This is a genomic window from Novosphingobium sp. AAP1 (assembly GCF_001295765.1).
Classification (GTDB): domain Bacteria; phylum Pseudomonadota; class Alphaproteobacteria; order Sphingomonadales; family Sphingomonadaceae; genus Novosphingobium; species Novosphingobium capsulatum.
Genome location: NZ_LJHO01000003.1, coordinates 530,830 through 557,252, shown reverse-complemented (window position 1 = coordinate 557,252; position 26,423 = coordinate 530,830). Strand labels below are relative to the sequence as shown.

The following is a 26,423-nucleotide window of genomic DNA, read 5'->3' as shown; positions in this document are numbered from 1 at the left end:
GCATTTCCGCGCGTTATCCACCCCACTCCACTGGGGTTCAGCATTGAGTGCACAGCAATTGCCTCAAAAGCATGGGACATTAGGCGGCGTGGACAAATTGGCGCTTGAAGCGGACTATCGGTTATGACGGTTGCGCTGAACGGACGATGTTGACCAGAGCAAGCTCATCCATGACCGTTGCGCTCCAGCACCAAACACCTGTTAGTCCAGTCAGGGGCACAATATGGCTGTACAACTCATCGCAGGCGGCTTGTGCGATGTGATCCGATGCCCCCTCGATCGGCTGTTCTTTGCGCAGCAGGGTGGCCCATTCGACCAGTGCTTTTTCGTGATCGATGGCAAGGACTTGGGAGACGTATGTCCCGCCCTCGTATTCGCAGATGAATGTGAAGAGGTCCGATGCCATATGGCAGGCATATATGGTTCGGATCGCTATCGCCACCGGATCTATAGCTGACGCTGCCACCAAGCCTTGATTCAAGGCTGCTTTTTTGGAGGCAGGCTTGAGCAGGGGCGATCTTACAGAAGCGGAATGGCGTGTTCTGAAGGGCTTATTGCCCATCGAGCCTGCAAACCGTGGCCGAGGCATGCCGCCCGAGCAGAACCGCTCCATCATAAATGGCATCCTGTGGCGCCTCCGCTGCGGCGCTCCGTGGCGCGATGTCCCGCCCAAATATGGCAGTTGGAACACCATCTATAGCCGGTTCCGGCGGTGGAGCGAGGCCGGGGTCTGGGAGGCCGTCGCCGTGACGCTGGCCGAGATCATGGCGGACAGCGGCCACTACAGCATCGACAGCACCACCGTTCGCGCCCATGTTTCGGCAGCGGGCGGAAAGGGGGGACTCATCGACGCGCTCTTGGCCGCTCGCGGGGCGGGTTCACCAGTAAACTTCACTGTCTGGCTGATGCCCATGGACGGCCAGTCGCCTTCCACCTGACGGGCGGCGAGGCGGCGGATTGCAAGGCCTATGATGATTTGATCGACCTGCCTGAGCAGGCACCCGATGCCTTCCTTGCGGACAAAGGCTATGACGCCGATGCCATCCGCGCCGATCTCGCCGAGCGAAAGATCAAGGCAGTCATCCCCGGCCGGTCAAACCGCCGCGTGAAGATCGAATATGATCGGGCGCTCTACAAGCAGCGCAATCGCATCGAGTGTATGTTCGGCCATCTCAAGATCAACCGCGCCATCGCCACCAGATACGACCAACTGGCAAACAGCTTCCTCGGCATGGTCCATCTCGCCACAACCAGATACTGGCTCAAATTTGTCCACAGCGCCCGGCTGGAGGCAAAAACCGCCAGTTCAAGGAGGCGAGGAAGCGCAATATCGGGAATATTGTGCGACGAGCCGACGCGGAAATGACGATTTTAGGTCCAGCCCCGAAGGGGTTGTGGAATTTGTTCACGCCGCCGAACTGGCGGCTACCAGGTTTGCTCGTGGAACGCCGGATTGTGGTCAACGGGATTGTCGACATGTCACGCCAGCTGGCGGCCACCCTCGCGATTTGCTCGGACGGTGCGATGCCCTCAACGTCGATTCACAGCCGATACGAGCGTATGTTAGTGGATCTGCCGATCAGCGGGAATGGCGTCAGACTGCAGTTGTCGTTTCGACGGTTCCGTTGCACGCACGTGCTTTGCCCCCGGTACACATTCAGCGAGCCGCTGACTCCGTAGGTTGGCCGGCGATATGGCCCGGTCCAGCCGTCAGGTCGAGGGCAAGGTCAACCGCTTAAAGGTCATCAAGCGCCAGATGGTACTGGGCGCGCCAAAATCGACCTGCTCAAAGCCAGAGTTATGGCGCCAACATGAGCCGAATTGCACGGAATGTGCGTCAAACCAAATTTGCACGCCGTGTGACACGATGTCGGTGTGAGAAGCGTAAGTGCAATCGTTGATGAATCGTATAAAAGTAGCTCGGCCCATCATATTCGATGATGCAGCGGCCCCAGGTTCCGGCGCCACTATCCTACAACTGTATCTTCACGGTCCGGACTCCGTAATAGTTACGCTGCGCCCTCGGCGGGGTGATTCGATGGCACCAAGAACTCAAACCTCCCCAAGAAAATTTTGAGGGTATCGCTTAGGGTACCATGCAGAAGATCGCTGCCAAAAAAGTGGCAGAATTGAGGGATAAATGGGTGCAAATACGAGTTCTCTCCTGGCGCCCCATAACCACCGGCGAAGACAGGGAAACAGCAGCAATGGGCAAGACTTCCAAGCTCCTGGCGATCATGGCGATCGTCCTGGCCCTGTGCGGCATGGTGCTGTTGGGCGGGGGATTGTGGCTTGCGATCGAAGGCGGCAGTTGGTTCTATGCCCCGGCCGGGCTGGCGCTGATCGCCTGCGCCGTGCTGCTGTGGCGCCGCCAGGTGGCTGCATTGCACCTCTATGCCGCGCTGGTAGTGGCCACGCTGGCCTGGGCGCTGGTGGAAATCGGGCTGGACTGGTGGGCGCTGGTGCCGCGTGGCGACGTGATCTTTATCCTCGGCGCCCTGCTGCTGCTGCCATGGATCACGCGGCGGCTGGTGCCCGCCCAAGTGGGCTGGTGGCGCAATGCCGGGCCGCTGGCGCTGACCCTGATCCTGGCGGGCGCGATCGGCCTTGCCGCCATGCTGCGCAGTCCGCACGAATGGGACGGCGCCCTGCCCGGTGCGCGTGGCGCCGCGCCGGCATTGGCCGCCGGCACCGACGCCGGGGACTGGCTGGCCTATGGCCATACCTGGGCCGGCACCAAGTGGTCGCCGCTCGCGCAGTTGACCCCGGCCAATGTCAGCGGACTCAAGCAGGTCTGGCGGATGGACACCGGCGACAGCCGCCGCCCGGGGGACCCGGAAGAAATCACTTATGAACTCACCCCGATCAAGGTCGGCGATACGCTCTATGCCTGCACCCCGCACAATATCGTGCTGGCGCTCGACGCCGAAACCGGGGCAGTGCGCTGGCGCTATGATCCGCACATGCAGGTGCCCAGCCATGTTCAGCACCTGACCTGCCGGGGCGTATCGTATCACGATGCCAACTGGCCCGGCGCCACGCGCAGCGCCGATGGATCGTGCCCGCAGCGGATCATCATGGCCACGGCCGATGCCCGCCTGATCGCGCTCGACGCGCATACCGGGCGGCTGTGCCCCGGCTTTGGCAAGGGTGGCGCCGTCAACCTTGCCGTCACCGGCCCCGGCCTCAAGCCGGGCTGGTTCCAGTTCACCTCGGCCCCGCTGGTAACGCGCGGCCTCGTCGTGGTGGGCGGGGCGATCTATGACAACGCCTCGATCCATATGCCCTCGGGTGCGATCCAGGCTTTTGACATCGCCACCGGCAAGCCGGTGTGGGCGTTCGATCCCGGCCGGCCGGAAGACACCGCGCCCCTCGGGCCGAACCATCCCCCCGTGCCCTCCACCCCCAACAGCTGGAGCACGGCCGCGGCCGACGAAGACCTTGGCCTCATCTATCTGCCGATGGGCATGGGCGCGATCGACCAGTGGGGCGGCAACCGCCCGCCCAATACCGAGCGCTTTGCCACCTCGATCCTGGCGCTCGACATCAAGACCGGCAAGGCGCGCTGGGTGTTCCAGACCGTGCACCACGATCTGTGGGACATGGACGTACCGGCCCAGCCCGCGCTGGTTGACCTGACCATTCCCGGCAAGGGCCGCGTGCCCGCGCTGGTGCAATCGACCAAGACCGGCAACATCTTCGTGCTCGATCGCCGCACCGGCTTGCCCATCCAGCCCGTGCACGAAATGCGCGTGCCCGGCGGCGCAGCCCACGGCGATTTCACTTCGCCTACCCAGCCGGTGTCGGCAATCTCGCTGATGCCGCCGCGTATTCGCGAGGCAGACATGTGGGGTGCCACGCTGTTTGACCAGATGGCCTGCCGCATCGCCTTTCGCCGCTATCGCCACGAAGGGCCGTTCACCCCGCCCTCGACCCGCGGCACATTGGTGTTTCCCGGCAATTTCGGGGTGATGGACTGGGGTGGCCTGGCCATCGATCCGGTGCGGCAGGTGGCCTTTGCCCACCCCAACTACATGGCCTTTGTCGATCGCCTGATCCCGCAGCGGCCGGGCGCCGGCAATGGCAAGGACGGGCCGGCCGGTGCATCGGATCGTGGCGGTTCGGCCGAACATGGCTTCAACCCCAATGCTGGCGCGCCGTTTGCAGTGTCTATGGGGCCGTTCCTCTCGCGCCTTGGCCTGCCGTGCCAATCGCCGCCGTGGGGCTATGTCGCGGGGATCGACCTGGTCACCGGCAAGGTGGCGTGGCGCCATGCCAATGGCACGATCCGCGATGAAACGCCGCTGCCCATTCCGCTCAAGCTCGGCGTGCCTTCGCTGGGCGGGCCGATGATGACCGGCGGCGGGCTCTCGTTCATGGCCGCCTCGCTCGACTATTACCTGCGCGCCTATGACACCACCACCGGCCGCGTGCTGTGGCGCGCGCGCCTGCCGGCCGGCGCCCAGGCTACGCCGATGACCTATCGCTCTCCGGCCAGCGGGCGGCAGTTCGTGGTGGTAGTGGCGGGCGGCCACGGTTCGCTGGGCACGCGGCTGGGCGATTCCATCATTGCCTATGCCCTGCCCAAATCCTGATCTCGCCTGAAAGGGCAGCTTGCCGGGCAGGGCGGTAATGGTGCTTTGCTCGGCCATGTCGACCGTTGCTCTGCCCCGCCCGCTCGTTATCCTTGGCCTTGCCGGCATTGCGCCGCAGGCGTTCTGCCTGATGATGGTGCTCCATGGTGGCGAGGATCGCTGGACCGCGCTGGCCGCGGCGTGCTGCTATGCCGCGCTGATCCTGTCGTTTCTGGGCGGATTGTGGTGGATGGCCGGCATGCTGGCCGGGGTGAAGGAAGCCTGGTTCCACGTCCTGGCCGTGGTGCCCAGCCTGATCGGCTGGGCCATGCTGCTGCCCTGGTGCGTCGGCGCCCCTTGGCCACGGCCGGAACTGATGACGCTCGGCCTGCTGATCCTTGCCAGCCCGCTGGCAGACCGCGCGCTGGCGCGGCACGTGCAGTGGCCGGCAGGATGGCAGCGGCTGCGGTTGATGATGGCAACCGGGCTGGGGCTGCTGACGATGGCGATCGGGCTGTTGGCCTGACCGCATCCCGGACCGCGGCGCTGTTCAGGCCGGCTCTTCGTCCACGCGGTCTGTGGGATAGGAGCCCAGCGTTCCCAGCAGCACCGCAGCGGCAACAAAGCAGGCGATGCCGCCGAAAATTGCGCCGTCATAACTTTTCGTCAAGTCGAACGACCAGCCCGCCAGCGGCGCGCCCAGGGCTGCGCCCAGCGAAAAGCAGGACATGAGCAGGCCATAGATCGCGCCATAGGCCCGCATCCCGAAATAGCGGCTCGTCAGGTAGGCAACCAGATCGGTCTCGGCACCGGCGGCAAACCCCAGCAGCAGGATCGACAAGGCCGTCATCGGCAGCGAAGGCCCTGCCAGGAACAGCAGCGCCAAGGCAGCGGCGGGCATAAGCAGGACGCAGCGCGCCACCAGGGTGCCGGGCAGCAGATCGAGCAGCAGGCCAATCACCACGCGCCCGACGATGACCGAAATCCCAAGCGATCCTGCCATCTTGGCGGCAAGGCCAGGGGTAAGGCCGTGGTCAGCCAGGAACGGCACGAGGTGAACGGTCGCGCCCGACTGGGCCACGATCAGAAGGAACACGCCGATGGCAATCTGCCAGAACTGGCGCGAGCGCAGTGCCTGCTGGCGCGTCAGGCCAGAACGGGGATGCGGCACGGCGTCGCTGCGCCCTGACGGGCCTTCGCGCAGGCCGGCCGCGACCACCGGCATGACCACCAGCACGACCACACCCGCCATCGCCAGATAGCCACCGCGCGGCCCCCAGGTGGCGATGACCGCGGCCAGCAGCGGCGGCGCCGTCAGCGCGACAAGCCCGGTGCCCAGCAGCGTGAGGCCCAACGCCAGCCCGCGCCCGCGATCGAACAGCAGCGCGATCGGGCGCGTCCACGTGATCGGCGTTGTGCCAACCCCCAGAAATGCCAACGCGATCCAGGCCGCATAGAAAGCCGGCAGCGAGCCGAGCGCAGCGGCCAGCAAGGCAAAGCCGACGGCAAGGCCTGCCAGCGACACCAGCGCGATGCGGCGCACGCCGAGCCGGTCGATCGCCGTTCCCAGAAACGGCGAGAGCAGGATTGCGCCCAGGCTGAGGCAGGTCATGCCCAGCCCGATCTGGCCGCGCGACCAGCCGTAGGCGGCGGAGAGCGGCGCAATGAACAGGCCGAAACTGTAGAACGGCAGCCCGGTGGTACCCACGCCCACGCCAAGCGCGGCAGCCAGCACGCTGCTCCACCCGCGGCGAAATTCCGACAGAGCCGATGGCGTTGCCGTCACCTGCGGTTTTGCTGCAACGCGCTGATCCATGTACCGCCTGCTCCTGTGCCGTTTGCCAGCTGATCCTAGGAAAATGTTGCCGCAACGCAACATCACCTACGCGGGGCTGATCGCCAGTCGGAGAGTCTTGCGCAAGCATCGGGCCTTCGCGCCGCTGATAGGGCCTATTCATCGGTGAAACGCTGCCAAGGCGTCACAACGAGAAAGACGAGGACAACATGAGGACTGCACTCTCCTTCAAGGGCCTCCTGCTGACAGGGGCCGGGCTTGCCATCCTGGCGGCGAGCCCTTCGGCCTATGCCCAGAATGCCAACGCCGCGCAGGATGAGGCCGCGAGCGACGGCCTGCAGGTGATCACCGTGACCGCGCAGCGCCGCAGCGAGAACCTGCAGTCCACCCCGGTCGCCGTCACCGCCTTTACCGGCGATTCCCTCAAGACCATGCAGGTCAGCTCGGTCCTCGACATGGCCCAGCATGTGCCCAACGTTTCGTTCACGTCGGCCTTGGCCAGTTCATCGAGTGTGGCGGCCTTCATCCGTGGCGCGGGCCAGGCCAACGCCGGCTTCGCCTTCACGGATTCGGCGGTCGGCTTCTATGTCGACGATGTCTATCACGCGCGCCTTTCCGGCACGAACCTGCTGTTCAACGATATCGACCGGATCGAGGTTCTGCGCGGACCGCAGGGCACGCTCTATGGCCGCAACAACCTGACCGGCGCGGTCAAGGTCGTGCGCAAGCAGGCCGACGGCACCACGTTCGGCTCGGCCGAGGGCAGCTATGGCAGCCGCGACTACAACGACCAGAAGGCCACCTTCTCCACCGCGATCGCGCCCGACAAGCTGGCCGTGATCGTCTCGGGCTTCCACCAGTACAAGGGCGACTACTATGATGCGCCCGCGATCGGCGGCAAGCGCGGCAAGGATGAACAATATGGCGCGCGTGTGGGCCTGGCCTGGATCGGCGACGGTCCGTTCAGCGCGAAGGCCAATGTATCCTACACCCATGAAAAGGGCGATGGCGCCGCGCAGATCAACTTTACCGAAGGGCTCAAGGAAACCGGCGGCGCCTTTGGCACCTATATCAGCCCGATCCCGTCTTCCAGTTTCAACGAGCAGATCAATGCCGACCTGACGCTGGGCTATGACTTTGACAACGGCCTCAAGCTCAAGGCGATCACCGGCTATATCCGCGGCGACGATCGCTTCCGCTTCGACGTCTATGGCGGGCAGGTCAATGCCACCACCGGTGCCTACACCGCGGGCTTCGACCGCCGCAGCGACATGATCAACCACCAGTTCAGCCAGGAACTGCAGCTCTCGGGCGATGTCGGCGGGAACATCCAGTTCATTCTCGGTGGCTATTACTTCCACGAGACGATCCGCCAGGTCTTCAACGACAACGTGCTGGGCTACCAGGTCCTGCCCGACACGATTCACCAGGTCACCAACAGCTATGCCGGCTTTGGCCAGGCGACCTGGCGCTTTGCCCCGCGTTTCTCGCTGACCTTGGGCGGCCGCTACACCCGCGAAACCAAGGACATCGACGCCACGCTGTCCAACGGCCTGTTCCTTCCCAGCCAGACGCTGACCGCCGTTGGCGGGCACCTGTCGTTCACGAACTTCAGCCCGAAGGGCGAGATCGATTTCCAGGCGACCCGGGACATATTCATTTACGCCAGCATCTCGCGCGGCTTCCAGAGCGGCGGCTTCAACGCCTCGGTCGTTGCCAACCCCACGCTGTTCAACACGCCCTATGGCGCCGAGACGGTGACCGCTTATGAGGCGGGGATGAAGAGCGAATTCTTCGACCATCACCTGCGTGTCAACGCGGACTGGTTCGTCAATCGCTTTGGCGAAATTCAGACCAACACCTACGTCGGCACCTCGGTGGTGACGCAGAACGCAGGCACGGCGCTGGTCCATGGCCCCGAACTGGAAGTGACGGCCGAGCCGGTCCACGGCCTCACGCTGTTCGGCAACGGATCGCTGACGCTGGACAAGTACCTCAAGCTCAACGCCAACACCGCCGCCGCGCGCGCCAACGCCGATGCCCTGCCCCGTGTGTCGAAGTGGCAATACAACATCGGCTTCAACGCGCGCCATAGCCTGGGCGGCGAGGGTATGGGGATGCTGCACGCGTCGAGCAGCCTGGCCTATCGCAGTTCCTACAACGTGGACCCGGGCCTCGTCGCGATTTCGCAGATGCCGGCGCAGACGCTGCTCAATGCCGCAGTCGGCTGGACCTCGGACAACGGCAAGCTGGACGTGACGCTGTCGGCCGACAACCTCACCAACAATCGCTTCTACGTCACCGGCTCCAACTATGGCGTCAACCGCAAGTCGCGCCTGCAAAACGAGCCGCGCCTGGTCAAGATCGCGGTATCCTACAAGCTCTAGTCCACACCGTATCGACCATGCCCTTCCGTCCGTACCCACGCGGGCGGAAGGGTTTTGACGCCGGGTAATGGGGGGCTTGCCGCAAGGGCGTGACGCTGAGCGTCTGGTCTCAGATACCCTGGCCGCCATCGAGCGGGATCACTGCCCCGTTGACCATCGCTGCAGCGGGTGAACACAGGTACACGGCCAGCGCCGCCACCTCTTCGCGGGTAACCAGCCGCCCGGCCGGTACGCGCGCTTCCAGGCGGGCCATCAGGGCCGCCGCGCCCTCCGCGCCCAGGGCATTGCCACGCAACATCGGGGTGTCGACCGGGCCGGGGGCAATGGCGTTGATCCGCTGCCCCTTGGCGCCGGCCTCGGCAGCGAGCCCGCGGACCAGGGTCTCGACGCCTGCCTTCGCCACTGAATAGGCCAGCGAAAGTGGCGTCGGTCGGCTGGCCAGGGTGGAGCTGAACAGCACGACCGAGCCGTGGCGCGACAGCAGCGGAAACAGGAACCGGCAGGCCAGGTAGGCGCTGCGCAGATTGGCGGCGAGATGGTCGTGCCACAGATCGGGCGACAGTTCAGCAAAGGGCAGGTTCGGACGATACCACCCAGCGGCGTGAACCACCGCATCGATCTGCCCATGGCGCGCCGCAAGCCTTGCGGCCAGCCCCTCCCACGCGCGGGGATCACGCACGTCGCAAACGTGGGCGCGCATGTCTTCTGCCCCGCCCGGGCGGATCTGGTCGGCGCGCTCGACAGTATAGCCATCGGCGCTGAAGCGCTCGACGATCGCGCTGCCCAGCCCCCCGGCAGCGCCGGTCACCAGGGCCACGCGCGCGGCGCCAGGCGCGCTCATACCGCTGCGGCCCCGGAGACGAGCGAGCGCAGGAACTGCGCGGCTTCGTCCTCGCTGACCACGTCGGCGTACTTGGCGTTCATGTCGAACAGGTTGGCCTCGTGCGGGTCGGGATGCCGATCGCCGCAGGCCTCGGCCACCACGGCGGTGCGAAAACCGTGCGACATGGCATCGACGCAGCTAGCGCGCACGCAGCCCGATGTCGTCAGGCCGGTGAGGATCACGGAATCGATGCCTGCCGCCGTCAGCGTGGATGCGAGCGAGGTGGCGAAGAAGGCGCTGGGATACTGTTTCGAGACCACCAGTTCGTCGGCGAAGGGGATAAGACCGGGGCCGAACGCGGCAGTGGGGCTGCCCTTGAGGAAATTGCGCAAGGGCACTGCCTTTTCAAAGAAGCGCCCGCCGTCCAAGCCACCGGCCTGATAGACCACGTTGGTCAAAACAACCGGAACGCCCGCCGCGCGGGCGAGCGCACGCAGGCGCAGCGCGGATTCCAGCGCGGCTTCCACGGGCGCGTACAGCAGGTTGCCCGGCTCGAAATAGGCCTGGCAGAAATCGATCAGGATCAGCGCCGGACGGTGGCCAAATCCCACGCGATTGTCATAGGCTTTCCGATAGTTGGCCATCAGATCATCATTGTCGCGCATCGGCGTGCCTTTCCTTCGTGCATGCAGGCCATTGCAAAGCCTTGGCGATTCACCTTCAAGCTAGCATCCGGCCGGAGTGCGCCCGGTTTCCCGCCCGGCCTATCCGACTGGTGGTCATCGCGGGCGACCGGATCGACACCACGGCCGCAAAGGTAGGTATTCGTCCCGTTGCACCCCATTGGGGTTCGGTCCCGGTTTCAGCAGAGAGTTGCACCATGGAATACGATTACGTCCCGCTGCCGCAGCGCAAGCCCCTGATCTGGCCGAACGGGGCCCGCGTCGCGCTGATCCTGACTTTCAACCTGGAAACCTGGGACCTTACCAAGGATACCGACAAGCCCTACTACGCCGGTGGTCCGTCGATCCTGCCCGACACCCTGCCCGGCAACACGCCCGACTTTCCCAACTATACCTGGCGCGAATATGGCCAGCGCGTGGGCATCTGGCGGCTGATCGAACTGTTCGACGAAATGGGCGTCAAGGCCAGCTGCACCACCAATGCCGTCACGTTCGAACGCCGCAAGGCGATGACCGATGCGGTGCTCGAACGCGGGTGGGAGCTGCTGACGCACAACTGGGAACAGGGCGAGTTGCTCACCAGCTTTGCGCAAGCACCCGAGAAAGAACGCGAAATCGTGCTGCGCAGCCTGGCGCAGTTCGAAAACTATGTCGGGCGCAAGTCGAAGGGCTGGCTCTCCTCGTCGCTGCGCGGCACGATGCAGACTGCCGATATCCTCGCCGAATATGGCTGCACCTTTTACTGCGACATCATGAACGACGATCAGCCGTTCCTGCTGCGCACCCCGCACGGCCCGATCGTTTCGGTACCCTATTCCAACGAGATCAACGACTTTACCTTCATCACCCGCAAGAACTACACCACCGACCAGTTCCGCGATGCACTGATCGAGGAACTGGACGTGCTCCATGCCGAGGGTGCCAAAACCGGGCGGATCATGAACGTGGGCCTGCACCCCCACGTATCGGGCCGTGCGCACCGCGTGCGCGCGCTGCGCGAGTTCATTGCGCACGCCAAGTCATTGCCCGGCGTGTGGTGGGCCACCCGCGAGGAAATCGCCGAATGGTATCTCGCCAATCATGAAAGCCACATTCCTGGCCAGCTGACGCGCGGCGCCTGAGGCCGGGCGAGCAACAAAAAGGGGGCGGCATCCACGATGCCGCCCCCTTTTTTTCATCAGGCCCACGCCTGGTCAGGCGTGACCCATGACCTCGTTGCTGAGCGCGTGGCTGATCGCCTCGGCGGTCGCCTTCATGTCGGCCAGATAAAGGTTGATCCCCTCCGACAGCTTCATCGCCGCCACGAAGAATGCCAGCGTCATTGCCCCTTCGAAGCGACCGTTGCGGAAGATCGGCACGGCGATCGACGAGGTCTTGCCCGGTGTCAGGTTATGATAGTTGCGCCCCTGCACAGCATAGCCATCTGCCCGGATGCGTTCGACATCGAGGCCGACTTCCGCCGTTGCCAGGTAATTTAGGTCGATGTCCTGCGACACACGCATGAAGCGCAGGATCATCTCGCGCTCCTCGTCCGGCGCAAAGGCCATCGAGACCTTGCCCGACGCGCTGTCGAGGATCGGCAGGGTAAAGCCCGGATAATAGTGCTCGAACGTGAGCGACGAGTTGGAATGCGTGGAATCGCGCAGCATCATCTCGCGCCCCACCCGCACGGCGATCGACACTGGCCAACCGAACCGGCGCGTCAACTCGACAATGTGCGGCCGCGCGGCACGAACCAGCGCATCGTCCTGCTGGTATCCGGTGGCCAGCGTCTGCACCAGCATCGTCGCACGGTAGCGCTTGCGCGCCGGCTCCTGCTCGATCAGCCCTTCATACAGCAGCGTCTGCACGATCCGGCAGGCGGTGGCGTATGGCACCTCCGACGCCTTGGCGATCTCCATCATGTTGAGCGAACCTGCCCGGTTGATCGCGCGCAGCGCCGCGATCGAGCGGGTGATGGACCGAATCGGAACGCCTTTTTCCATGTGACCAATTTCCCCACGTCTTTGACCGGGATCAAAGAGTGACGAGAAAATGACGTTTCACCGATTTTATCAAGGTTTTATCCGACAGGCGGATAAATCAGCCTCGCACCACGCCCAGATCGTGCCATCCTGCACGCCGCCTAGACGGATGGCCGCGCCCATCGGCGTTCGAATTCGCGCACCTCGTCCATCCCGATCAATGCGGAAAATTCCCTGAAATCAAACAGTCCCTCAGGGTCTCCGGCGCCGGTGTCCTTGAGCGCGCGCAGCACGGTCTCCATCGCCTGCGCCGCAGCCAGACTGGTCAGCGAGGGGTAGATCGCAAAGGCGAAGCCGAGCTTTGCCAGCAGCGTCGGCTCCAGCATCGGGCTGGCCCCGCCGTTTGCCATGTTGACCATGCAGGGCAGCGGCAGTTCGGCGCAGACCCTTGCCATTTCCTCTTCATCGACCAGCGCTTCGGGAAAGAGCACGTCGGCCCCGGCCTCGGCATAGGCGCGCAGCCGCCGCAGCACCCCTTGCTCGCCTTCGGACTGGCGGGCGTCGGTGCGGGCAATCACCACGAAATCGCGGCTGTGCCGTGCCGCACAGGCAACCTTGATGCGCTCGACCATATCCTCCACCGGCACGATCCGCTTGTCGGGCATATGCCCGCATTTCTTGGGAAACTCCTGATCCTCAAGCTGGATCGCAGTGACCCCGGCAGCCTCGTAGCCGCGCACCGTGTGATGCACGTTGATAATGCCGCCATAGCCGGTATCACCATCGGCAATGACAGCCGCGGTGCTGGTGCGCACAAGGGTCTCCATCCGGTCGCGCATCTGCGTATAGGTCGCGATGCCGGCGTCGGGCAGGCCAAAGGCCGAGGCAGTCAGCCAGTAGCCAGTGCCGTAGACAAACTCGAAACCGACCTTTCGCGCGATCACGGCAGCGATCATGTCCTGCACGCCGGGCACCATGAAGAAGCGACCCTCGGCCAGGCGCGCACGCAAAAGAGGGTCCGCCATCGAAATTGCCTGCCTTTTCCATCGACCCCGAACTGCAGGGCCCGTTGCCAAGGCGTTCGCATGCGCGGCTGCGCGCGCCGCCGCTTGCCCCAAAAATCGCCGACAGGCGGTGAGCCAGCCGCCCGGGCCAAGCCTCTCCAGCGCTGCCAAGTGGTTGGAAAAACACGCGTGCTGATCGCCTAACCGGCAGGTGGATAGAGTGCCCGCGTCCTGCTCCTGGCACCGTGGTCGCGTTCATAACCGCCGGGTGTTCACCGGCTCCTGCGATGGGCCGGTGCTGATCGGAGAATGCGGAAATGACAGGGCATAATCGCTGCCAGGTGGCCATCGCCGGTGCCGGACCCGTCGGCACGGTCATGGCGACTCTGCTGGCGCAGGAAGGTATCTCGGTAATCGTGCTCGAGACGGGCGCCGACTGCGCGCAAGACTTGCGCGCATCCACCTTTCATCCCCCGACGCTCGAGATGCTCGACCGCATCGGCATCACCCGAATGCTGCTCGATCGTGGCTTGAAAGCACCGGTGTTCCACTGGCGCGACCGCGCCAGCGGCGAAGTGATCGCGTTCGACCTCTCCGAGATCGCCGACGTCACGCGCTATCCCTTCCGTATCCAGTGCGAACAGTATCATCTCTCGCGCGCACTGGCGGAAGGTCTCGCCCAACTGCCGCACGCCGACATCCGCTTCAACAGCCGCCTTTTGACATTCCGCCAGGACGAGGCCGGGGTCGACCTGTGGGTAGAAACCATGACCGGCGTCGAGACGATCCGCGCCGATTACCTGATCGGCGCCGACGGGGCGAATTCGATCGTGCGCAAGTGGCTGGGCATCGAATTCGATGGCTTCACCTATCCCGAGCGCTTCCTGACATTGTCCACCGAGGTGGAGCTGGCAGACTACCTGCCCAACCTCGCCTACGTGAACTACGTCAGCGACCCCGCCGAGTGGCTGGTGCTGCTGCGTGTGCCCTCGCTGTGGCGGGTGCTGGTGCCGGTCAACGGCGATGTGGACGAGACGACGCTGCGCTCGGATGCCAACAAGAACGCCATTTTTGACCGCATCACCGGCGACGGCGCGAGTGTGGAAACCCGACACCGCACACTGTACCGGGTGCACCAGCGCGTCGCCAAGTCGTTCCGCGAAGGCCGCGTGATGCTGATCGGCGACAGCGCCCACCTCAACAACCCGCTCGGCGGCTTCGGCATGAATTCGGGCATCCATGACGCGTTCAACCTGTTCGACAAGCTGGCGCCGGCAATCACCGGCAACACGAGTGCCGAGGCAGGCCTGGCGCTGTTCGACCGCCAGCGCCGCACGGTGACGCACACGTTCACCCAGACGCAGACCCGCCAGAACATGGAATTCATCCGCGGCAACCAGGACAATGCGCATGAAGCCCGTCGCCGCGCCATGCTCGATATCCTGGCCGATGACGACAAGCGCCGCGCCTACATGCTGCGCCAGGCCATGTTCGAAAGCCTCGACCTCGCCGCGCAGATCGCGTGACGGCGTGGTGACTACAGGAGACCTGCAAAAATGACCGACGTACTGGGCTGGCGCGCGCTGTTCGGCGTGGTCGCGCCCTCGACCAACACCGTCGTCCAACCCGATATGGAGCGAATGCGCCCCGACGGCGTGACCAACCACGTCTCGCGCATCTGGGTGGAAGACCCCTACGCCCTCACCAACGAGGACTTCATCGCCGGCACCACGGCGATTGCGCAAAACACCCTCGATGCGGTGCGATCGGTAATGACCTGCAAGCCCGACTACCTCGTGCTCGGCATGTCGGCCGTCACCTTCTACGGCGGCGTCGATGGCGCACGGGCATGGAAGGCGCAGGTTAAGGAGGTGGCGGGCGTAGGCGCGTCTACCGGCGCGGAATCGGTTGCCGCTGCGCTCCATGCCTATGGCGCAAAATCGGTGAGCTTCGTCTCGCCCTATTATCCTGTCGCCAACGCCGAAGTCCGCCGCTTCCTGGAAGAAAGCGGCTTTGCGGTGAAGCGTGATGTCCCGCTGCAATGCCGCCGCTGGACCGATATCGCCAAAGTCACGCCCGATCGGCTCGACGCTGTCATCGACCATCTCGATGGCGACGATGTCGACGCCATCGTCCAGGTCGGCACCAACCTGTCGATGGTCGACATCGCCGCGCGGCACGAGGCCCGCCTCGGCAAGCCGGTGATCGCGATCAACACCGCCACCTACTGGCACGCGCTCCGCAGCTTTGGGATCAAGGACCGCATTTCCGGCCTGGGGCGGCTGCTGGCGGAATTTTAGGCCATAAACAGCCTAGCCTGGCACCATGTCGATCCGCGCCGGCATGCGGTAAGGCTGGCGCATGGTCGATTGGGTGATCCACTCCACCGGCCCGGCCAGTTCGATCCGCACGTCAGGGGCGAACAGCCGGGCGAGCATGCGATGAACCATCAACCGGGCGATATTGCGGCCCGGGCACAGGTGGATGCCGCCGCCAAAGGTGGCGTCATAGCGCCGCATCCGCTCCAGCCTGTATGTGCCGGGGTCTTCAAAAATATCGGGATCGCGATTGCCTGCCGCCCACAGCATGGCAATCGCGGTTCCGGCCGGCACCAGCACGTCGTCGAACACGAAGTCTTCCAGCGCATAGCGGTGTGTCACGATGACCGGGGACGACATCCGCAGGCCCTCATCGATCGCGGCGCCAACCCGCTGCGGGTCCGCCCGCACCTCTGCCGCCGCAGCGGGATGGCGGAGCAGCTGATATGTGGCGTTGGCGGCAGCGAGCGCGGCGGTATGGAACCCGTCGATCAGATTGGCGGCCAGCGACAGCGCCACGCTTTCCGGCTTGCCTTCAATCGTGATCGCGTCGAACTCCGCCGCCATGGTGGCGAGCAGCGGATTGTTGCCTTCGGCCAATGTCCGTTCGATCGCCGTGGCCATCAGCGACAGATAGGCACCGATGGCCGCGTTGGCCTCAACCGTCTCGGCAGCGGTGCGCACGAGGAAAAAGAATGGCGTCATCGCGCGCACCTGCTCGACGACCTGGCGCTGCTCCGATGGCGTAAGACCGATCAGCGCGCCCCAGAATCCCGCAGTGACCTGTTCGGTGAAGTCGAACCCGAAATCGATCTCGCCCGCCCCGGCAACCTCGGCCAGGACCTTGTCCACCACGCCGCGTACCAGATCGTCGAACGCGGCCACCTGCTTCATGCCGAACGGCTTGGCCAGCAATTGGCGGGTCGGGCCGTGGAGCGGCGGATTGGCGGTGAAAATCTGATTGAAGAGGATGCGGCCAAAGTTCGACACATCGGGCTGGTCGTGCTCGGCCTGATCGTCCCCCGCCTCTTCCATCGCCCGCTCGGCAAGGGCGCGAAGCGGCATGTTGCCCACCGCCGGAAGCGCGGCGATCTTGCGCAGATCCTCGCCACGAAACACGACGATGCGCTTGCTACCCGCCTTGAACAGCCGTTCAGCAGTTACGAACAGCGCGGCGAAATCCTCGGAAAAACCCGCTTCGAAAGGATGGGGTAGGTCCGTAAGGTCGCTGATCGACCGGCGCGGGACGTCGCCCTGCAATGGTTGCGCTGACATGGAACACTGCCCCGGACAAGCAAGCCCCGGGGCGATGGGCGCGCCGGAACCGGACGTGGAAGGATGGGTGGATGATCCGCGCACGCCCCGGCCCGCCAGGGTCGAAGCAGGTGCGCTAAAAGGTGCTCAGCCGCGCTCGCCGGTGAACGAGAACGCGCCGAACGGGCCGGCCGAAACGCTGCCGCTCAGGCTGGTTTCGGCCACGGTGCCATCGAACGTGAGCGAGAGCGGCATCGGATTGGTGATGTCGATCTTCCAACGCGCCTTATCGCCGGTGATCTTGCCGTCCTGGATGGGGTGCGGCGCGCCATCTGCATCGGTGGCAATGCCGGTCAGGCTATCCCCCGAAACCGTGAAGGTGGTCACGCTTTTCATCGGCCCCATCGGCGAGTTGACGATGATGTTCCATGTTCCGGCAACAGACATAGATATTCCTTCCCTGGCTCGCCGCGCGGTGGACGCCTGCCCGCCGGCAAGCGGTGTGCCTGTTGCCACACGCTACCGCAAAATTTCATATAGTAAATACTATTCTTTGTTGGTGCGGCAGATTTCGCCCATGGCGACGCGCGCCAGGCGTTCCGCATCGAGAATCCAGATCACGCGATAGCCCAGCCGCACCATGCCGGCCTGCTCCAGCGTGCCCAGAATGGCATTGGCAGTCTGCCGTCCCATGCCGCAGGTGCCGGCAAGTTCGTCCTGGGTCATCGCCACCGGGGCATCGTCACCCGCGCTTGATGCGAGCAGCACTTTGGCCACCCTGGCGGCGCGCGGCAGGCTGAGGAGATCCTGAATGTGGCTGATCGCCTGGCGCTGATGCGTGCAGGCCAGCCGGCCGATATGCCGCCACAGTTCGGGTTGCTGTGCGGCAATCTCGGCAATCGCGGCAAGCGGTATCCGGGCAACCTGGCAAGCCCCTTGCGCGATGGCGTCCTGCTGGCGGGGCGCGGCATCGATGGTCGAGACTTCGCCGAACCACATGCCCTCGGCGGCGAGCAGCAGCAGGCAGCCGACGCCGCCCGGGCTCCACGCGATCAGGCGAACGCGGCCCTGCAGCATGGCGTACAGCCCGTCGGGCGCATCGCCCTGGCGATAGACCGCCTCGCCATCCTTGACCCGGCGCACCTGCGCGGCGGCGGCCAGCTGCGCCTGGATCGGATCGGCCAGGCTCGCAAACCATTCGCTCTTGCCCTGCATGGCCGCAAGGAACTGCGCTTCCTTTGTCATTCGATCATCCTTGGGCCGCAAGGAATGTCGGCCAATCGACAAAGCCACCAGCCGGCCTGTGGCATCCTTGCGCCAATAACCACTGGAGAGACGCATGACCCTGAACGCCACGCAAGCCCCTGATTCCGTGGAAGCGGCGGAACGCCAGATCCGGATCGACCTGGCCGCGGCCTATCGGCTCGTCGCCCATTTCGGCTGGGACGACCTGATCTTCACCCATCTGTCCGCGCGCATCCCCGGCCCAGAGCATCATTTCCTGATCAACCCATACGACCTGATGTTCGAGGAAGTCACCGCGTCCAGCCTCGTGAAGATCGATGTCGATGGCAATCCGGTGAGCCCGACGCCGCACCCGGTCAATCCCGCCGGCTTCACGATCCATTCGGCGATCCACATGGCGCGCGAGGACGCGGCCGCGGTGATGCATCTTCACACCCCGCATGGCCAGGCTGTTTCGGCCATGGAGAGCGGGCTGCTGCCCCACACCCAGACCGCGATGATCGCCGGCAGCGGCCTGGCCTATCATGAATACGAAGGGCTGGCGGTGGATCTGGCGGAGCGGGAACGCCTGGTGGCTGATCTGGGAGACGCCAACCTGATGATCCTGCGCAACCATGGCACACTGGTGGTCGGCAAAAGCGTCGCTGCCTGCTTCCTGCGTCTCTATTTCCTTGAGCGCGCCTGCGAGGCGCAGGTCCTGATGCTGTCGGCCGGTCGCGATGCGCTGCATGCTCCGCCACCCGAAACGCTGTCCAAGGTCGCGCTGCAATCATCGCCTGCCGGCATGGGCCTGGTGGCAGAGCGGCTGGCATGGCCGGCGCTGCTGCGCAAGCTCGACCGCATCGATCCCAGCTACCGCGACTGACGGAAGAGCTGGTGCGCGGGCCAGGCCGCGCACCAGCTCTTGGTCATGATCAGGCGGTCGCGGCGTCTGCGGATGCCGACTGCTTGATCAGCGAGCGCGTCGTCGTCACGGCCTGGAACGCGGCCATGCCCATCAGATTGACGTCGGTGGCCACGGTCACGATCTGGAAGCCTTTCGCCGCCATTTCCGCGGCATAGGCGGCCGTTCCGTTCTGGATGCCAGCGACAAGATTGCGCGCACGCACGGCCGCGATCACGCGATCGTAGATGGCCAGGATTTCCGGCTCCTGACGATCGAGCACGGGCGCGAGCCCCATCGCCAGGCCAAGGTCGCTCGGCCCCACATAGGCGCCACTGATGCCCGGCACATCGAGGATCGCCTCCAGATTCTCCACCGCCTCGACCGTCTCGATCTGTGGCAGAACCAGGACATTGGCATTGGCGATCCCCTGATAGGGCGACGCCGCCCCATAGAAACCGGCGCGAACCGGCCCGTTGGAGCGGGCACCCTGCGGCGCATAGAGGCAGGCATCCACCAGCGCTCGCGCCTGCTCGGCATTGTTGACCATCGGGCAGATGATGCCCCATGCGCCCGCGTCCAGGATCTTGCCGATGATGCCCGGCTCGTTCCACGGCACGCGCGCCAGCGGCACCGGGCCGCGGCCATGCAGGGCCTGCAGGCTCTCTACTGCCGAACGATAGTCATGCAGCCCGTGCTGCAGATCGATCGTCAGGCTATCCCAGCCGGTCTGCGCCATGATCTCGGCAACATAGCTGTCAGGTGCCAGCAGCCACCCGTTGACGCAGACTTCGCCGCGCTTCAGGCGTTCGATAAGCGGGTTTGCCATAATTCCTCTCCAGTTTTTTGCGTGCTCAGAAATAGGTCCGGATCGATCCGATGACGTCGAACGCGCCATCGATCACGTGCAGCACCCGCCACTTGTCGAAAGTGAGGCACGGATGAGAGATGCCGAAGCCGATCATGTCGCCCACCCGCAGCGGGGATTCGTGCGGGATATCGAGAAACCCGTGCTGGTCGTTGAGTGCGATGACCTGATGGTCTGGCGTGAGCGCCTGCGGCGCCGACATGTCTGCGCTGGGGCGATGCCAAAGCTCCGGCTTGGGCATCTCGTCAAAGCCGACATCGCGCTTGCCCATGGTGACGATCGCGCGGCCGGGCTCTGGCATGGATTGCACATAGGCCCAGACGCGCAAGGCCGGGCTTGGCGCATCCTCGGCCAGCAGTTCGGGCGCCCGCATGTTCAGCAGGGAGAAGAGGAACGTGTACAGGCCGGAGTCGTGCGTGATGTAGCAGCCGCTGCGCAGCAGCGTGGTGGTTCGGCGCTCCAACCGCGCGGCGTTGAACGCGGTAACGACCAGATCGAAAAAGCCCGATCCCCCCGCGCTCAGCAGCACATCGTCCGAGGCGAACAGCCCTTCCCGGTCACACGCCTGTGCAAGCATAACAACCTGGCCCAGGAAGGCGTTCACGGCGTCGAGCGTGGATTCCAGGTCCGCCTTGCGGATAATACCTTCAAAGCCTTCGACCCCGGCAAGTTCGAGGTACGGCGAGGCCGCCACCGCCCGCGCGACGGCAAGGCCCTGCTCCACCGTTCGGCATCCGGTGCGCCCGCCTTCAAAACCCATTTCGACCAGCACCGGCAGCGCACGACGACCGCCTTTCTCGGCCGCGACGGCGGCGAGCTGTGTGACCAGATCGAGCGAATCGACCAGCGAATAGATGGCAAGCTCAGGGTCCCGCTCAAGCTGATCCAGCACATAGGCGATGCCGCTGCGCCCGATCAGCTGGTTCGCCACAAAGATGCGCCGGTGACCGGCCGCCACGGCAACGGCGATCTGGTGGGGTGTCGATACCGTAATCCCCCACGCGCCATCGCGCATCTGCAGGTCGAACAGCGCCGGGGCGAGCGTGGTCTTGCCGTGCGGGGCCAGCGCCACGCCGTGCTCGGCCGCAAAGCTCCGCATCCAGCGGCTGTTGCGCTCCAGGCTGTCTCCGTCCAGCACCGCGACCGGCAGGGGAAGGTCTTCTCGCAAGAGATTCCAGCGCTTGCCCGCCACGTCTGCCAGCGGGATCGGTCCGCCGCCCCCCGGCACCCCCTTGTCCCAGGGCATGAGCGTGCCCGACAGATCACCATCGAAGCGCAGCGGGGTCTGCTCTGCGCCGCTCATGGATGCACCGCGACAACGGCCTCGATTTCGACCGTGATGTTCCCCGGCAGCGAGCCCACGCCCACTGCCGATCGCGCGTGGCGGCCAGCCTCCTCGCCGAACACCGCGCACATCAGGTCAGAGCAGCCGTCGATCACGCGCGAATGCAGCACGAAGTCCGGCGTCGCATTGACCATGCCGAACAGGCGCACCACGCGCCGGACGCGATCGAGCGAGCCGAGTTCATGGCGTATGACGGCAAGCAGCGAAAGGCCCACCAGCCGGGCATGCTCGCGCGCTTCGTCCGCAGAAACGTCGGCACCGACCTTGCCAAAGCGGTAGCCGGTCGCATCGCGCGGGCCTTGCCCGGAAAGATAGAGCAAGCCGCCATCGAGCAGGGCAGGCGCAAAGTTGGCGATGGAGGGGATCGCCGGCGGCAGCACGAGGCCGAGTTCCTCCAAGCGGGCTTCGGGTGAAAGCGATTGGGTCATGCGGCGCTGCCTTCCAAGAATTTGCGCCCGAAGGCGCCCAGGTCAGCCTCCCCGTTGGGGAAGGCAATAAGCTCAACCGCGCGCCCATCGGGATCGCGGACCGAGAAATAGCGGACGCCGAACATCTCGTCGGGCTGGTCCGCCACGCCGATGCGCACATCGGCCAGCGCCGCGAACGCGGCATCGATATCGTCCACGGTGAGCGCAGGCGTGATGGTATCGGCGCCAGTCTTGGCCTCGCGCTGCTCCAGTTCCAGCAGCAGCTGCCCGATCATGCCCTTTGCGTTCGGCACCGTCTCGGCCCTGCCGTCGTGGATCACCGCCATGCCCAGGCGATCGCGATAAAAGGCCGTGGTCACCGCCACGTCGGCCACGACGAGCGCGAGATGCGACAATCCCCTGATCCGAAAATGCCCGCCGCCGACGGCTGTTGCCGCGAGTGCTTCTGGCTCCGCCATCCCCATCTTCCTTCTCCTGTCCGCACCGGACGAACCATCATATCCGCAGACCATTCAATCTGTATAGCTTTCACTATATTTTTTATCTGTCAATCCGCGCGTGGACGCCCTACCAAGGCTTGGGGGCACCTCCGTCAGGGCTGCGCCGCTTGCGAGAGTCTCCGCGCAGGCGGCACGCCGGCCCCATTTGGGCGGGGGTGCCATTGCCGTCGGTTCAGAGAGGAAGACGAATGCGGAAGACGAAGGAAAAGATTGTCCTTGTGACGGGTGGCGCAAGCGGCATCGGCGCTGCCATCGCGCGCGCTGCTGCCGCGCAGGGACACAGGGTGCTGATCGCCGACATCGATGTTGCCGGCGCGGACCGCGTTGCCCAGGACATCGGCGAGCGCGCGCAAAGCGTCGCGCTCGACATTACCTCGGACGCGCAATGGTCTGCGGCGCTCGACCTGGCATGGGCGCAGTACGGCCGGCTCGACGTGCTGATCAACAACGCGGCGATCGTGCGGACCGGCTATGTTCGCAACGTGGCGATGGACGATCATGCGCTGACACTCGAAGTCAATGCCATGGGGCCAATGCGCGGCATGGTCGCCACGTTGCCGCGCTTTCGGGAACAGGGGCATGGACACTTCGTCACGGTGTGCAGCATGACCGCGTTCCTGCCCTTCCCGGGGCTCGCCAGCTATGCCGCGGCAAAGTTCGCACTGCGCGCTTTCCACCTCGGCCTGGCCATGGAAGAGCGGGATTCGCCGCTGAACTTCACGATCGTCCACCCCACATCGACGGAAACGCCGATGCTGGAGGCAGAGGCGGCCAGCGACGAAGTGCCCATGGCATTCCTCTCTGACGCGGTTAGTGCCGACTATGTCGCGCAAGTGGTGCTGGAGGCGATGCGCCGGCGCAAGCTGGAGGTGTTCATGCCCGCAGACCGTGCCAAGTTCGTGCGGCGGCTGGGTGGCAATGCGGCCGAACTGCTGAAGATTGCCGGCCAGGCCGAGCAGTTGGGCGCACATAACCTGGCGGAGCGCCGCAAGAGCAAGAGCGAAGCGGCCTGAAACAGCGTGCCTCGGCCCGCGTGCGCGGACCGAGGCACCTTCTGCAACGATGATCGGTCAGGGCAGGCCGGCGCCGGCCACGTCCATTCGCACGGCATAGACCCGGGCCGTCCGCACGTCGCGCGCGATCGCCGGCGTCCTGCTGTCGGCGGTGAGGAAGAACAGGGTGCGCCGGTCCTCACCGCCGAACACGCAGGCGATCGCTTCCTGCTCGGTCGCGATGCGATCGACCACTTCGCCGTCCCGACGCAGGCACAGCACTTCGCGGGATGTAGGCGAGGCAGCCCAGACGCAGCCGGCGGCATCCAGGCAAATGCCGTCGGGTAGGGCATCGTCGGGCAATCGCGCCCAGAGCCGCGGTTCGACCAGCGCGCCATCGGCTGCGATCGTCAGTTCGGTCAGCACGCCCGTGCCGCTTTCGGCAACGATCATCGTGACGCCGTCGGGCTGGATGACCATGCCGTTGGGAAACCACAAGCCGGCCGCCGCCGTCGACACCGTGCCATCGGCCGTAACCCGCGCGATGCTCGCGGTGCAGGGCGAAATGGGATGGGTGTCGATATCGAAGCCGAAATTGCCGACATAGGCAGTCCCGTCTGGCGCCACGATCATGTCGTTCGCGTGCCACGTGGCAATGCCTGAAAGATCGGCATGCACGTCGAACACGCCGTTGCGGTGGCGCAGGATCCTGCGGTCGTGCATCGACACGACCAGCATGTCGCCATCCGGCAACCAGCCCAGGCCAGAGACGGGACCATCGTGTTCGGCCACAACCTCCCACCCGGTGCTTTCCGAATAGCGCAGCACGCGGTTGGCGTGCATGTCGGAAAGGTAGAGCGCGCCGTTGTGCCAGCGTGGCGCTTCGCCGAAGGCCAGGTCGTCGGCCAGCAGCGTCAGGGTATGGGTCATGGTGGTTCGCTCGCTGAAGAGGGATTGTGCCTGGATCAGAAGTTTATCTTCGCGCCAACGCCATAGGTGCGCGGCGGCGCATAGTTGGGCTGGACGTAGCCGAACGGGCTGATGCTGTTGAACGCAGCGGTGGCGTAGTAGGTGTTGCCGAGATTGCGCACGAAGGCCGACAGCTCAAGCTGCGAGATGGTCAGCGCGACGCGTGCGTCCTGCGTCCAATAGGCCTGCTGCGTCGTATAGGGATCGTTGGTCGCGTCCAGGAACTGCCGGCCCTTGTAGGTGGCGCTGTATTGCAGGTCGATCGCCTGGCTTTCGCCGATCGGGATATGGTACTGCGCCTGCAGGAACGTGCTCAACTTGGGCGAGAACGCCAGCTGGTTGCCCGAATAGTCTGGCACGGTGGGATCGGCCACCAGCAGGAACCGCACGAGCTTGGTGTTCAGCAGACCCACCTGCGCGCTCAACGTCAGATTGCGGACCGGGCGAACGGTCAGGTCGATATCCGCGCCATAGGTGCGCGCCTTTTCGGCATTGGCCGCAAGATTGAGCGGCCCGATCGGGCTGGGCACCAGGGCAAACAGCTGCATGTCGCGATAATCGTTGTAGAACAGCGCGGCATTGAACGTGACGGCGCGATCGAGGAACGTCGTCTTGATGCCCACTTCGTAGGTTGTCACCTTTTCCGGCTTCACCGGGCGCTGCTGATAGGCGGCCTGGGCGGGGTCGGGGCTGAGAAAGCCGCCATTGAAATCGCCGCCCTTGAAGCCTGTCGTCAGGGTCGCATAGGCAAGAACGCCAGGCATCGGCTTGAAATTCACGCCGATGCGATAGGAGAATGCGGAATTCTGCAGGCGGCTCGTGCTATCGGCAACCTGAGCCAGTGGCGTGAAGTTGTCCATGCCGCCGCTCTGGTACTGCACCTGGCTGTTGAACAGGAACGAACGGCGCTCGTGGGTAAACCGGCCGCCGAGCACCAGGCGCAGCGCGCGGGTCAGGTTGTATTCGCCCTGCCCGAACGCGGCATAGGCGTCTGTCACCTGCGTATTGCGGGCAAACTGCCGGCTGGCCAGACCATCGCCCGCGCCAGGACCGTAAAACCGGTCGATGTCGAGCAGAAGCGCGTAATCCTGGTTCTGGTTGAGGCGCTCGTGCAGGTAATAGACACCCGCCACCCAGTTGTAGTTTTCCTTGGTCTGGTTGACGCGCAATTCCTGGGTGAACTCGTTGCTGTTGTTGCCCCAGTTCACCTCCAACTCGCGATAGGGTGAGGAGTCGCTGTCTTCCGGCAGGAAGCGCTGGTTGTAATTATAGCCAGTCACGGACGTGACGGTGATCGTGCCCGGCGACCATTCGATCCGCCCGACAACGCCCCTGTCCGTCACTTTCAGATGCTCTGTCCGACTGGACGCGATGGAGTAGCGCTTGGGGTCGCTCGGCTGGTTGTAGATGTCGACGCACTGCGAGGCATAGGTTGCGGCGACCGAACAGACCACAGGCGATCCGGTTTCGACCGAGCCCGGCTCGAACGCGCCGAAATGCGCGTAATTGTCGGGCAGCCGATCGACATGGGACACATGCCCGACAACAAGAATGCGCAGATCCGGCGTCGGCTTGTAGAGCAGCGACGCGCGGAAGGACTCATCATCAGCGCCGTTCTGACGGCGATTGAGGAACGTGTTGTAATTGTACCCTTCCGAATAGTTCCGGACGAAGGCGAAGCGGGCCGAGAGCGTATCGCTCAGCGGGCCGCTAACCGCGCCGCTGATCTGCGAGGTATCGAAATTGCCGTAACGCGCATCGAGATAGCCCTCGAACGTATTTGTCGGCTTGGCCGTGATGAAGTTGATCGCGCCGCCCGAGGTATTCCGGCCATAGAGCGTCCCCTGCGGCCCCTTGAGCACCTCGACACGATCCAGGTCGAACATCGCGAAGGCCTGCGAGGTGGGAGCGCTGAGATAGAACTCATCCACATAGATGCCGTTCGGCCCGGAATTGTTGGAATTGTTCACGTTCAGCCCGATCCCGCGGATGGTGATCGCGGGCTGGTTTCCGGCGCCTTGCGGCAGGGAGACCACAACGTTGGTCGCAATCTTGCCGAGATCGGCGGCAGCCTCGACGCCCAGTTTCTTGAGCGAGTCACCCGAGAACGCCTCGATGGTGATCGGCACGTCCTGGATGTTCTCGCTACGACGCTGTGCCGTGACCACGATATCACCCTGGCCGACAGCGCCGCTCTGGCTCGACACTGGCGTGGTTTGGCCCGCAGCAGCCGGTGCGGTCTGGCCCAGCGCATGGCCGGGTAGCAAGGCTGCGACGATCAGTGCCATGGGCGCCGTCGCGCTTGCTGCGCCGATCATGCGATTGGTCTTGGTGCTTCTCCCCATCGATCTGCTCCTCATCTGTTTGCGACAAGTTAGCTAAAACTATCAA

The 26,423-nt window shown here is 64.6% G+C and carries 23 protein-coding genes and 1 pseudogene; 9 read left to right on the top strand and 15 right to left on the bottom strand.

The features are described 5' to 3' along the window. Positions 1 to 121: 121 nt before the first annotated feature. Positions 122 to 562: a hypothetical protein gene (locus tag IP65_RS21680; RefSeq protein ID WP_169042325.1), complete on the bottom strand. Its 441-nt coding sequence runs from the start codon at positions 560 to 562 to the stop codon at positions 122 to 124. Here IP65_RS21680 and IP65_RS21300 point away from each other — a divergent pair. The 3 genes and pseudogenes from IP65_RS21300 to IP65_RS09545 all read left to right on the top strand — a co-directional run. After that, positions 504 to 1,279, top strand: a pseudogene (locus tag IP65_RS21300) (IS5 family transposase); the annotation flags it as partial. The gene IP65_RS21680 and the pseudogene IP65_RS21300 sit on opposite strands and share 59 nt — an antisense overlap. 928 nt (positions 1,280 to 2,207) lie before the next feature. Beyond that, the gene (locus IP65_RS09550) at positions 2,208 to 4,595 is read left to right on the top strand and encodes a membrane-bound PQQ-dependent dehydrogenase, glucose/quinate/shikimate family (protein WP_197279241.1); all 2,388 of its coding nucleotides are present in this window, start codon (positions 2,208 to 2,210) and stop codon (positions 4,593 to 4,595) included. A gap of 55 nt (positions 4,596 to 4,650) precedes the next feature. After that, entirely contained in the window at positions 4,651 to 5,100 is a 450-nt protein-coding gene (locus IP65_RS09545) for a DUF3429 domain-containing protein (RefSeq protein WP_082350030.1), read from the top strand. A gap of 24 nt (positions 5,101 to 5,124) precedes the next feature. Here IP65_RS09545 and IP65_RS09540 read toward each other — a convergent pair whose 3' ends face one another. Beyond that, on the bottom strand, positions 5,125 to 6,390 hold the full coding sequence (locus IP65_RS09540; RefSeq protein ID WP_054131524.1) for an MFS transporter: 1,266 nt from the start codon (positions 6,388 to 6,390) through the stop codon (positions 5,125 to 5,127). A gap of 188 nt (positions 6,391 to 6,578) precedes the next feature. On the opposite strand from IP65_RS09540, the gene IP65_RS09535 reads away from it, so the two are divergent. Next, positions 6,579 to 8,756, top strand: a complete 2,178-nt coding sequence (locus tag IP65_RS09535; RefSeq protein ID WP_054131523.1) for a TonB-dependent receptor — start codon at positions 6,579 to 6,581, stop codon at positions 8,754 to 8,756. A gap of 109 nt (positions 8,757 to 8,865) precedes the next feature. Here the strand turns inward: IP65_RS09535 and IP65_RS09530 are convergent, their stop codons facing one another. Both IP65_RS09530 and IP65_RS09525 read right to left on the bottom strand, forming a co-directional pair. Next, positions 8,866 to 9,597 carry an SDR family NAD(P)-dependent oxidoreductase gene (locus tag IP65_RS09530; protein WP_054131522.1) on the bottom strand — a complete coding sequence of 244 codons (732 nt, stop codon included), beginning with the start codon at positions 9,595 to 9,597 and terminating at the stop codon, positions 8,866 to 8,868. Beyond that, positions 9,594 to 10,244, bottom strand: a complete 651-nt coding sequence (locus IP65_RS09525; RefSeq protein ID WP_054131521.1) for an isochorismatase family protein — start codon at positions 10,242 to 10,244, stop codon at positions 9,594 to 9,596. Before IP65_RS09525 ends, IP65_RS09530 begins: the two co-directional genes overlap by 4 nt. A 215-nt stretch (positions 10,245 to 10,459) precedes the next feature. Here IP65_RS09525 and IP65_RS09520 point away from each other — a divergent pair, with 215 nt between their 5' ends. After that, a complete protein-coding gene (locus IP65_RS09520; protein WP_054131520.1) occupies positions 10,460 to 11,383 on the top strand; it encodes a polysaccharide deacetylase in 924 nt (307 codons plus the stop codon). Between the two features lie 72 nt (positions 11,384 to 11,455). On the opposite strand, the gene IP65_RS09515 is transcribed toward IP65_RS09520, so the two are convergent. Further along, a complete protein-coding gene (locus tag IP65_RS09515; RefSeq protein ID WP_054131519.1) occupies positions 11,456 to 12,247 on the bottom strand; it encodes a helix-turn-helix domain-containing protein in 792 nt (263 codons plus the stop codon). Between the two features lie 140 nt (positions 12,248 to 12,387). Beyond that, a complete protein-coding gene (locus IP65_RS09510; RefSeq protein WP_231627628.1) occupies positions 12,388 to 13,401 on the bottom strand; it encodes an oxaloacetate decarboxylase in 1,014 nt (337 codons plus the stop codon). A 146-nt stretch (positions 13,402 to 13,547) separates the two neighbouring features. Between IP65_RS09510 and IP65_RS09505 the strand changes: the two genes are divergently transcribed. Both IP65_RS09505 and IP65_RS09500 read left to right on the top strand, forming a co-directional pair. Further along, positions 13,548 to 14,756: an NAD(P)/FAD-dependent oxidoreductase gene (locus IP65_RS09505; RefSeq protein ID WP_022677692.1), complete on the top strand. Its 1,209-nt coding sequence runs from the start codon at positions 13,548 to 13,550 to the stop codon at positions 14,754 to 14,756. Between the two features lie 30 nt (positions 14,757 to 14,786). Then, complete coding sequence (locus tag IP65_RS09500; protein ID WP_054131517.1) at positions 14,787 to 15,530, top strand: arylmalonate decarboxylase; 744 nt, start codon at positions 14,787 to 14,789, stop codon at positions 15,528 to 15,530. A gap of 12 nt (positions 15,531 to 15,542) precedes the next feature. Here the strand turns inward: IP65_RS09500 and IP65_RS09495 are convergent, their stop codons facing one another. The 3 genes from IP65_RS09495 to IP65_RS09485 all read right to left on the bottom strand — a co-directional run bounded on the left by IP65_RS09495 (position 15,543) and on the right by IP65_RS09485 (position 18,047). Next, entirely contained in the window at positions 15,543 to 16,823 is a 1,281-nt protein-coding gene (locus IP65_RS09495; RefSeq protein ID WP_082350026.1) for a cytochrome P450, read from the bottom strand. 126 nt (positions 16,824 to 16,949) lie between these two features. Next, a complete protein-coding gene (locus IP65_RS09490) occupies positions 16,950 to 17,249 on the bottom strand; it encodes a hypothetical protein (protein ID WP_156306498.1) in 300 nt (99 codons plus the stop codon). A 99-nt stretch (positions 17,250 to 17,348) separates the two neighbouring features. After that, positions 17,349 to 18,047: a Crp/Fnr family transcriptional regulator gene (locus IP65_RS09485; protein WP_022677696.1), complete on the bottom strand. Its 699-nt coding sequence runs from the start codon at positions 18,045 to 18,047 to the stop codon at positions 17,349 to 17,351. 94 nt (positions 18,048 to 18,141) lie between these two features. On the opposite strand from IP65_RS09485, the gene IP65_RS09480 reads away from it, so the two are divergent. Continuing rightward, a complete protein-coding gene (locus IP65_RS09480) occupies positions 18,142 to 18,912 on the top strand; it encodes a class II aldolase/adducin family protein (protein ID WP_054131514.1) in 771 nt (256 codons plus the stop codon). Positions 18,913 to 18,961: 49 nt separating this feature from the next. Here the strand turns inward: IP65_RS09480 and IP65_RS09475 are convergent, their stop codons facing one another. From IP65_RS09475 to IP65_RS09460, 4 genes are read right to left on the bottom strand one after another with little or no spacing between them, the layout of a single operon-like run. Continuing rightward, the gene (locus IP65_RS09475) at positions 18,962 to 19,759 is read right to left on the bottom strand and encodes an HpcH/HpaI aldolase/citrate lyase family protein (protein ID WP_022677698.1); all 798 of its coding nucleotides are present in this window, start codon (positions 19,757 to 19,759) and stop codon (positions 18,962 to 18,964) included. Between the two features lie 25 nt (positions 19,760 to 19,784). Next, positions 19,785 to 21,044: an amino acid deaminase gene (locus IP65_RS09470; protein ID WP_054131577.1), complete on the bottom strand. Its 1,260-nt coding sequence runs from the start codon at positions 21,042 to 21,044 to the stop codon at positions 19,785 to 19,787. Positions 21,045 to 21,097: 53 nt separating this feature from the next. Next, a complete protein-coding gene (locus tag IP65_RS09465; RefSeq protein ID WP_054131513.1) occupies positions 21,098 to 21,571 on the bottom strand; it encodes a RidA family protein in 474 nt (157 codons plus the stop codon). Further along, positions 21,568 to 22,029 carry a VOC family protein gene (locus IP65_RS09460; protein ID WP_171794776.1) on the bottom strand — a complete coding sequence of 154 codons (462 nt, stop codon included), beginning with the start codon at positions 22,027 to 22,029 and terminating at the stop codon, positions 21,568 to 21,570. The genes IP65_RS09465 and IP65_RS09460 overlap by 4 nt, the downstream gene beginning before the upstream one ends. Before the next feature lie 230 nt (positions 22,030 to 22,259). On the opposite strand from IP65_RS09460, the gene IP65_RS09455 reads away from it, so the two are divergent. Continuing rightward, entirely contained in the window at positions 22,260 to 23,084 is an 825-nt protein-coding gene (locus IP65_RS09455; protein ID WP_054131511.1) for an SDR family oxidoreductase, read from the top strand. Positions 23,085 to 23,141: 57 nt separating this feature from the next. Here the strand turns inward: IP65_RS09455 and IP65_RS09450 are convergent, their stop codons facing one another. Further along, entirely contained in the window at positions 23,142 to 23,993 is an 852-nt protein-coding gene (locus IP65_RS09450) for an SMP-30/gluconolactonase/LRE family protein (protein ID WP_054131510.1), read from the bottom strand. 35 nt (positions 23,994 to 24,028) lie between these two features. Beyond that, positions 24,029 to 26,377, bottom strand: coding sequence for a TonB-dependent receptor (locus tag IP65_RS09445; protein WP_054131509.1), 2,349 nt, complete (start codon positions 26,375 to 26,377; stop codon positions 24,029 to 24,031). Positions 26,378 to 26,423 lie beyond the last annotated feature (46 nt).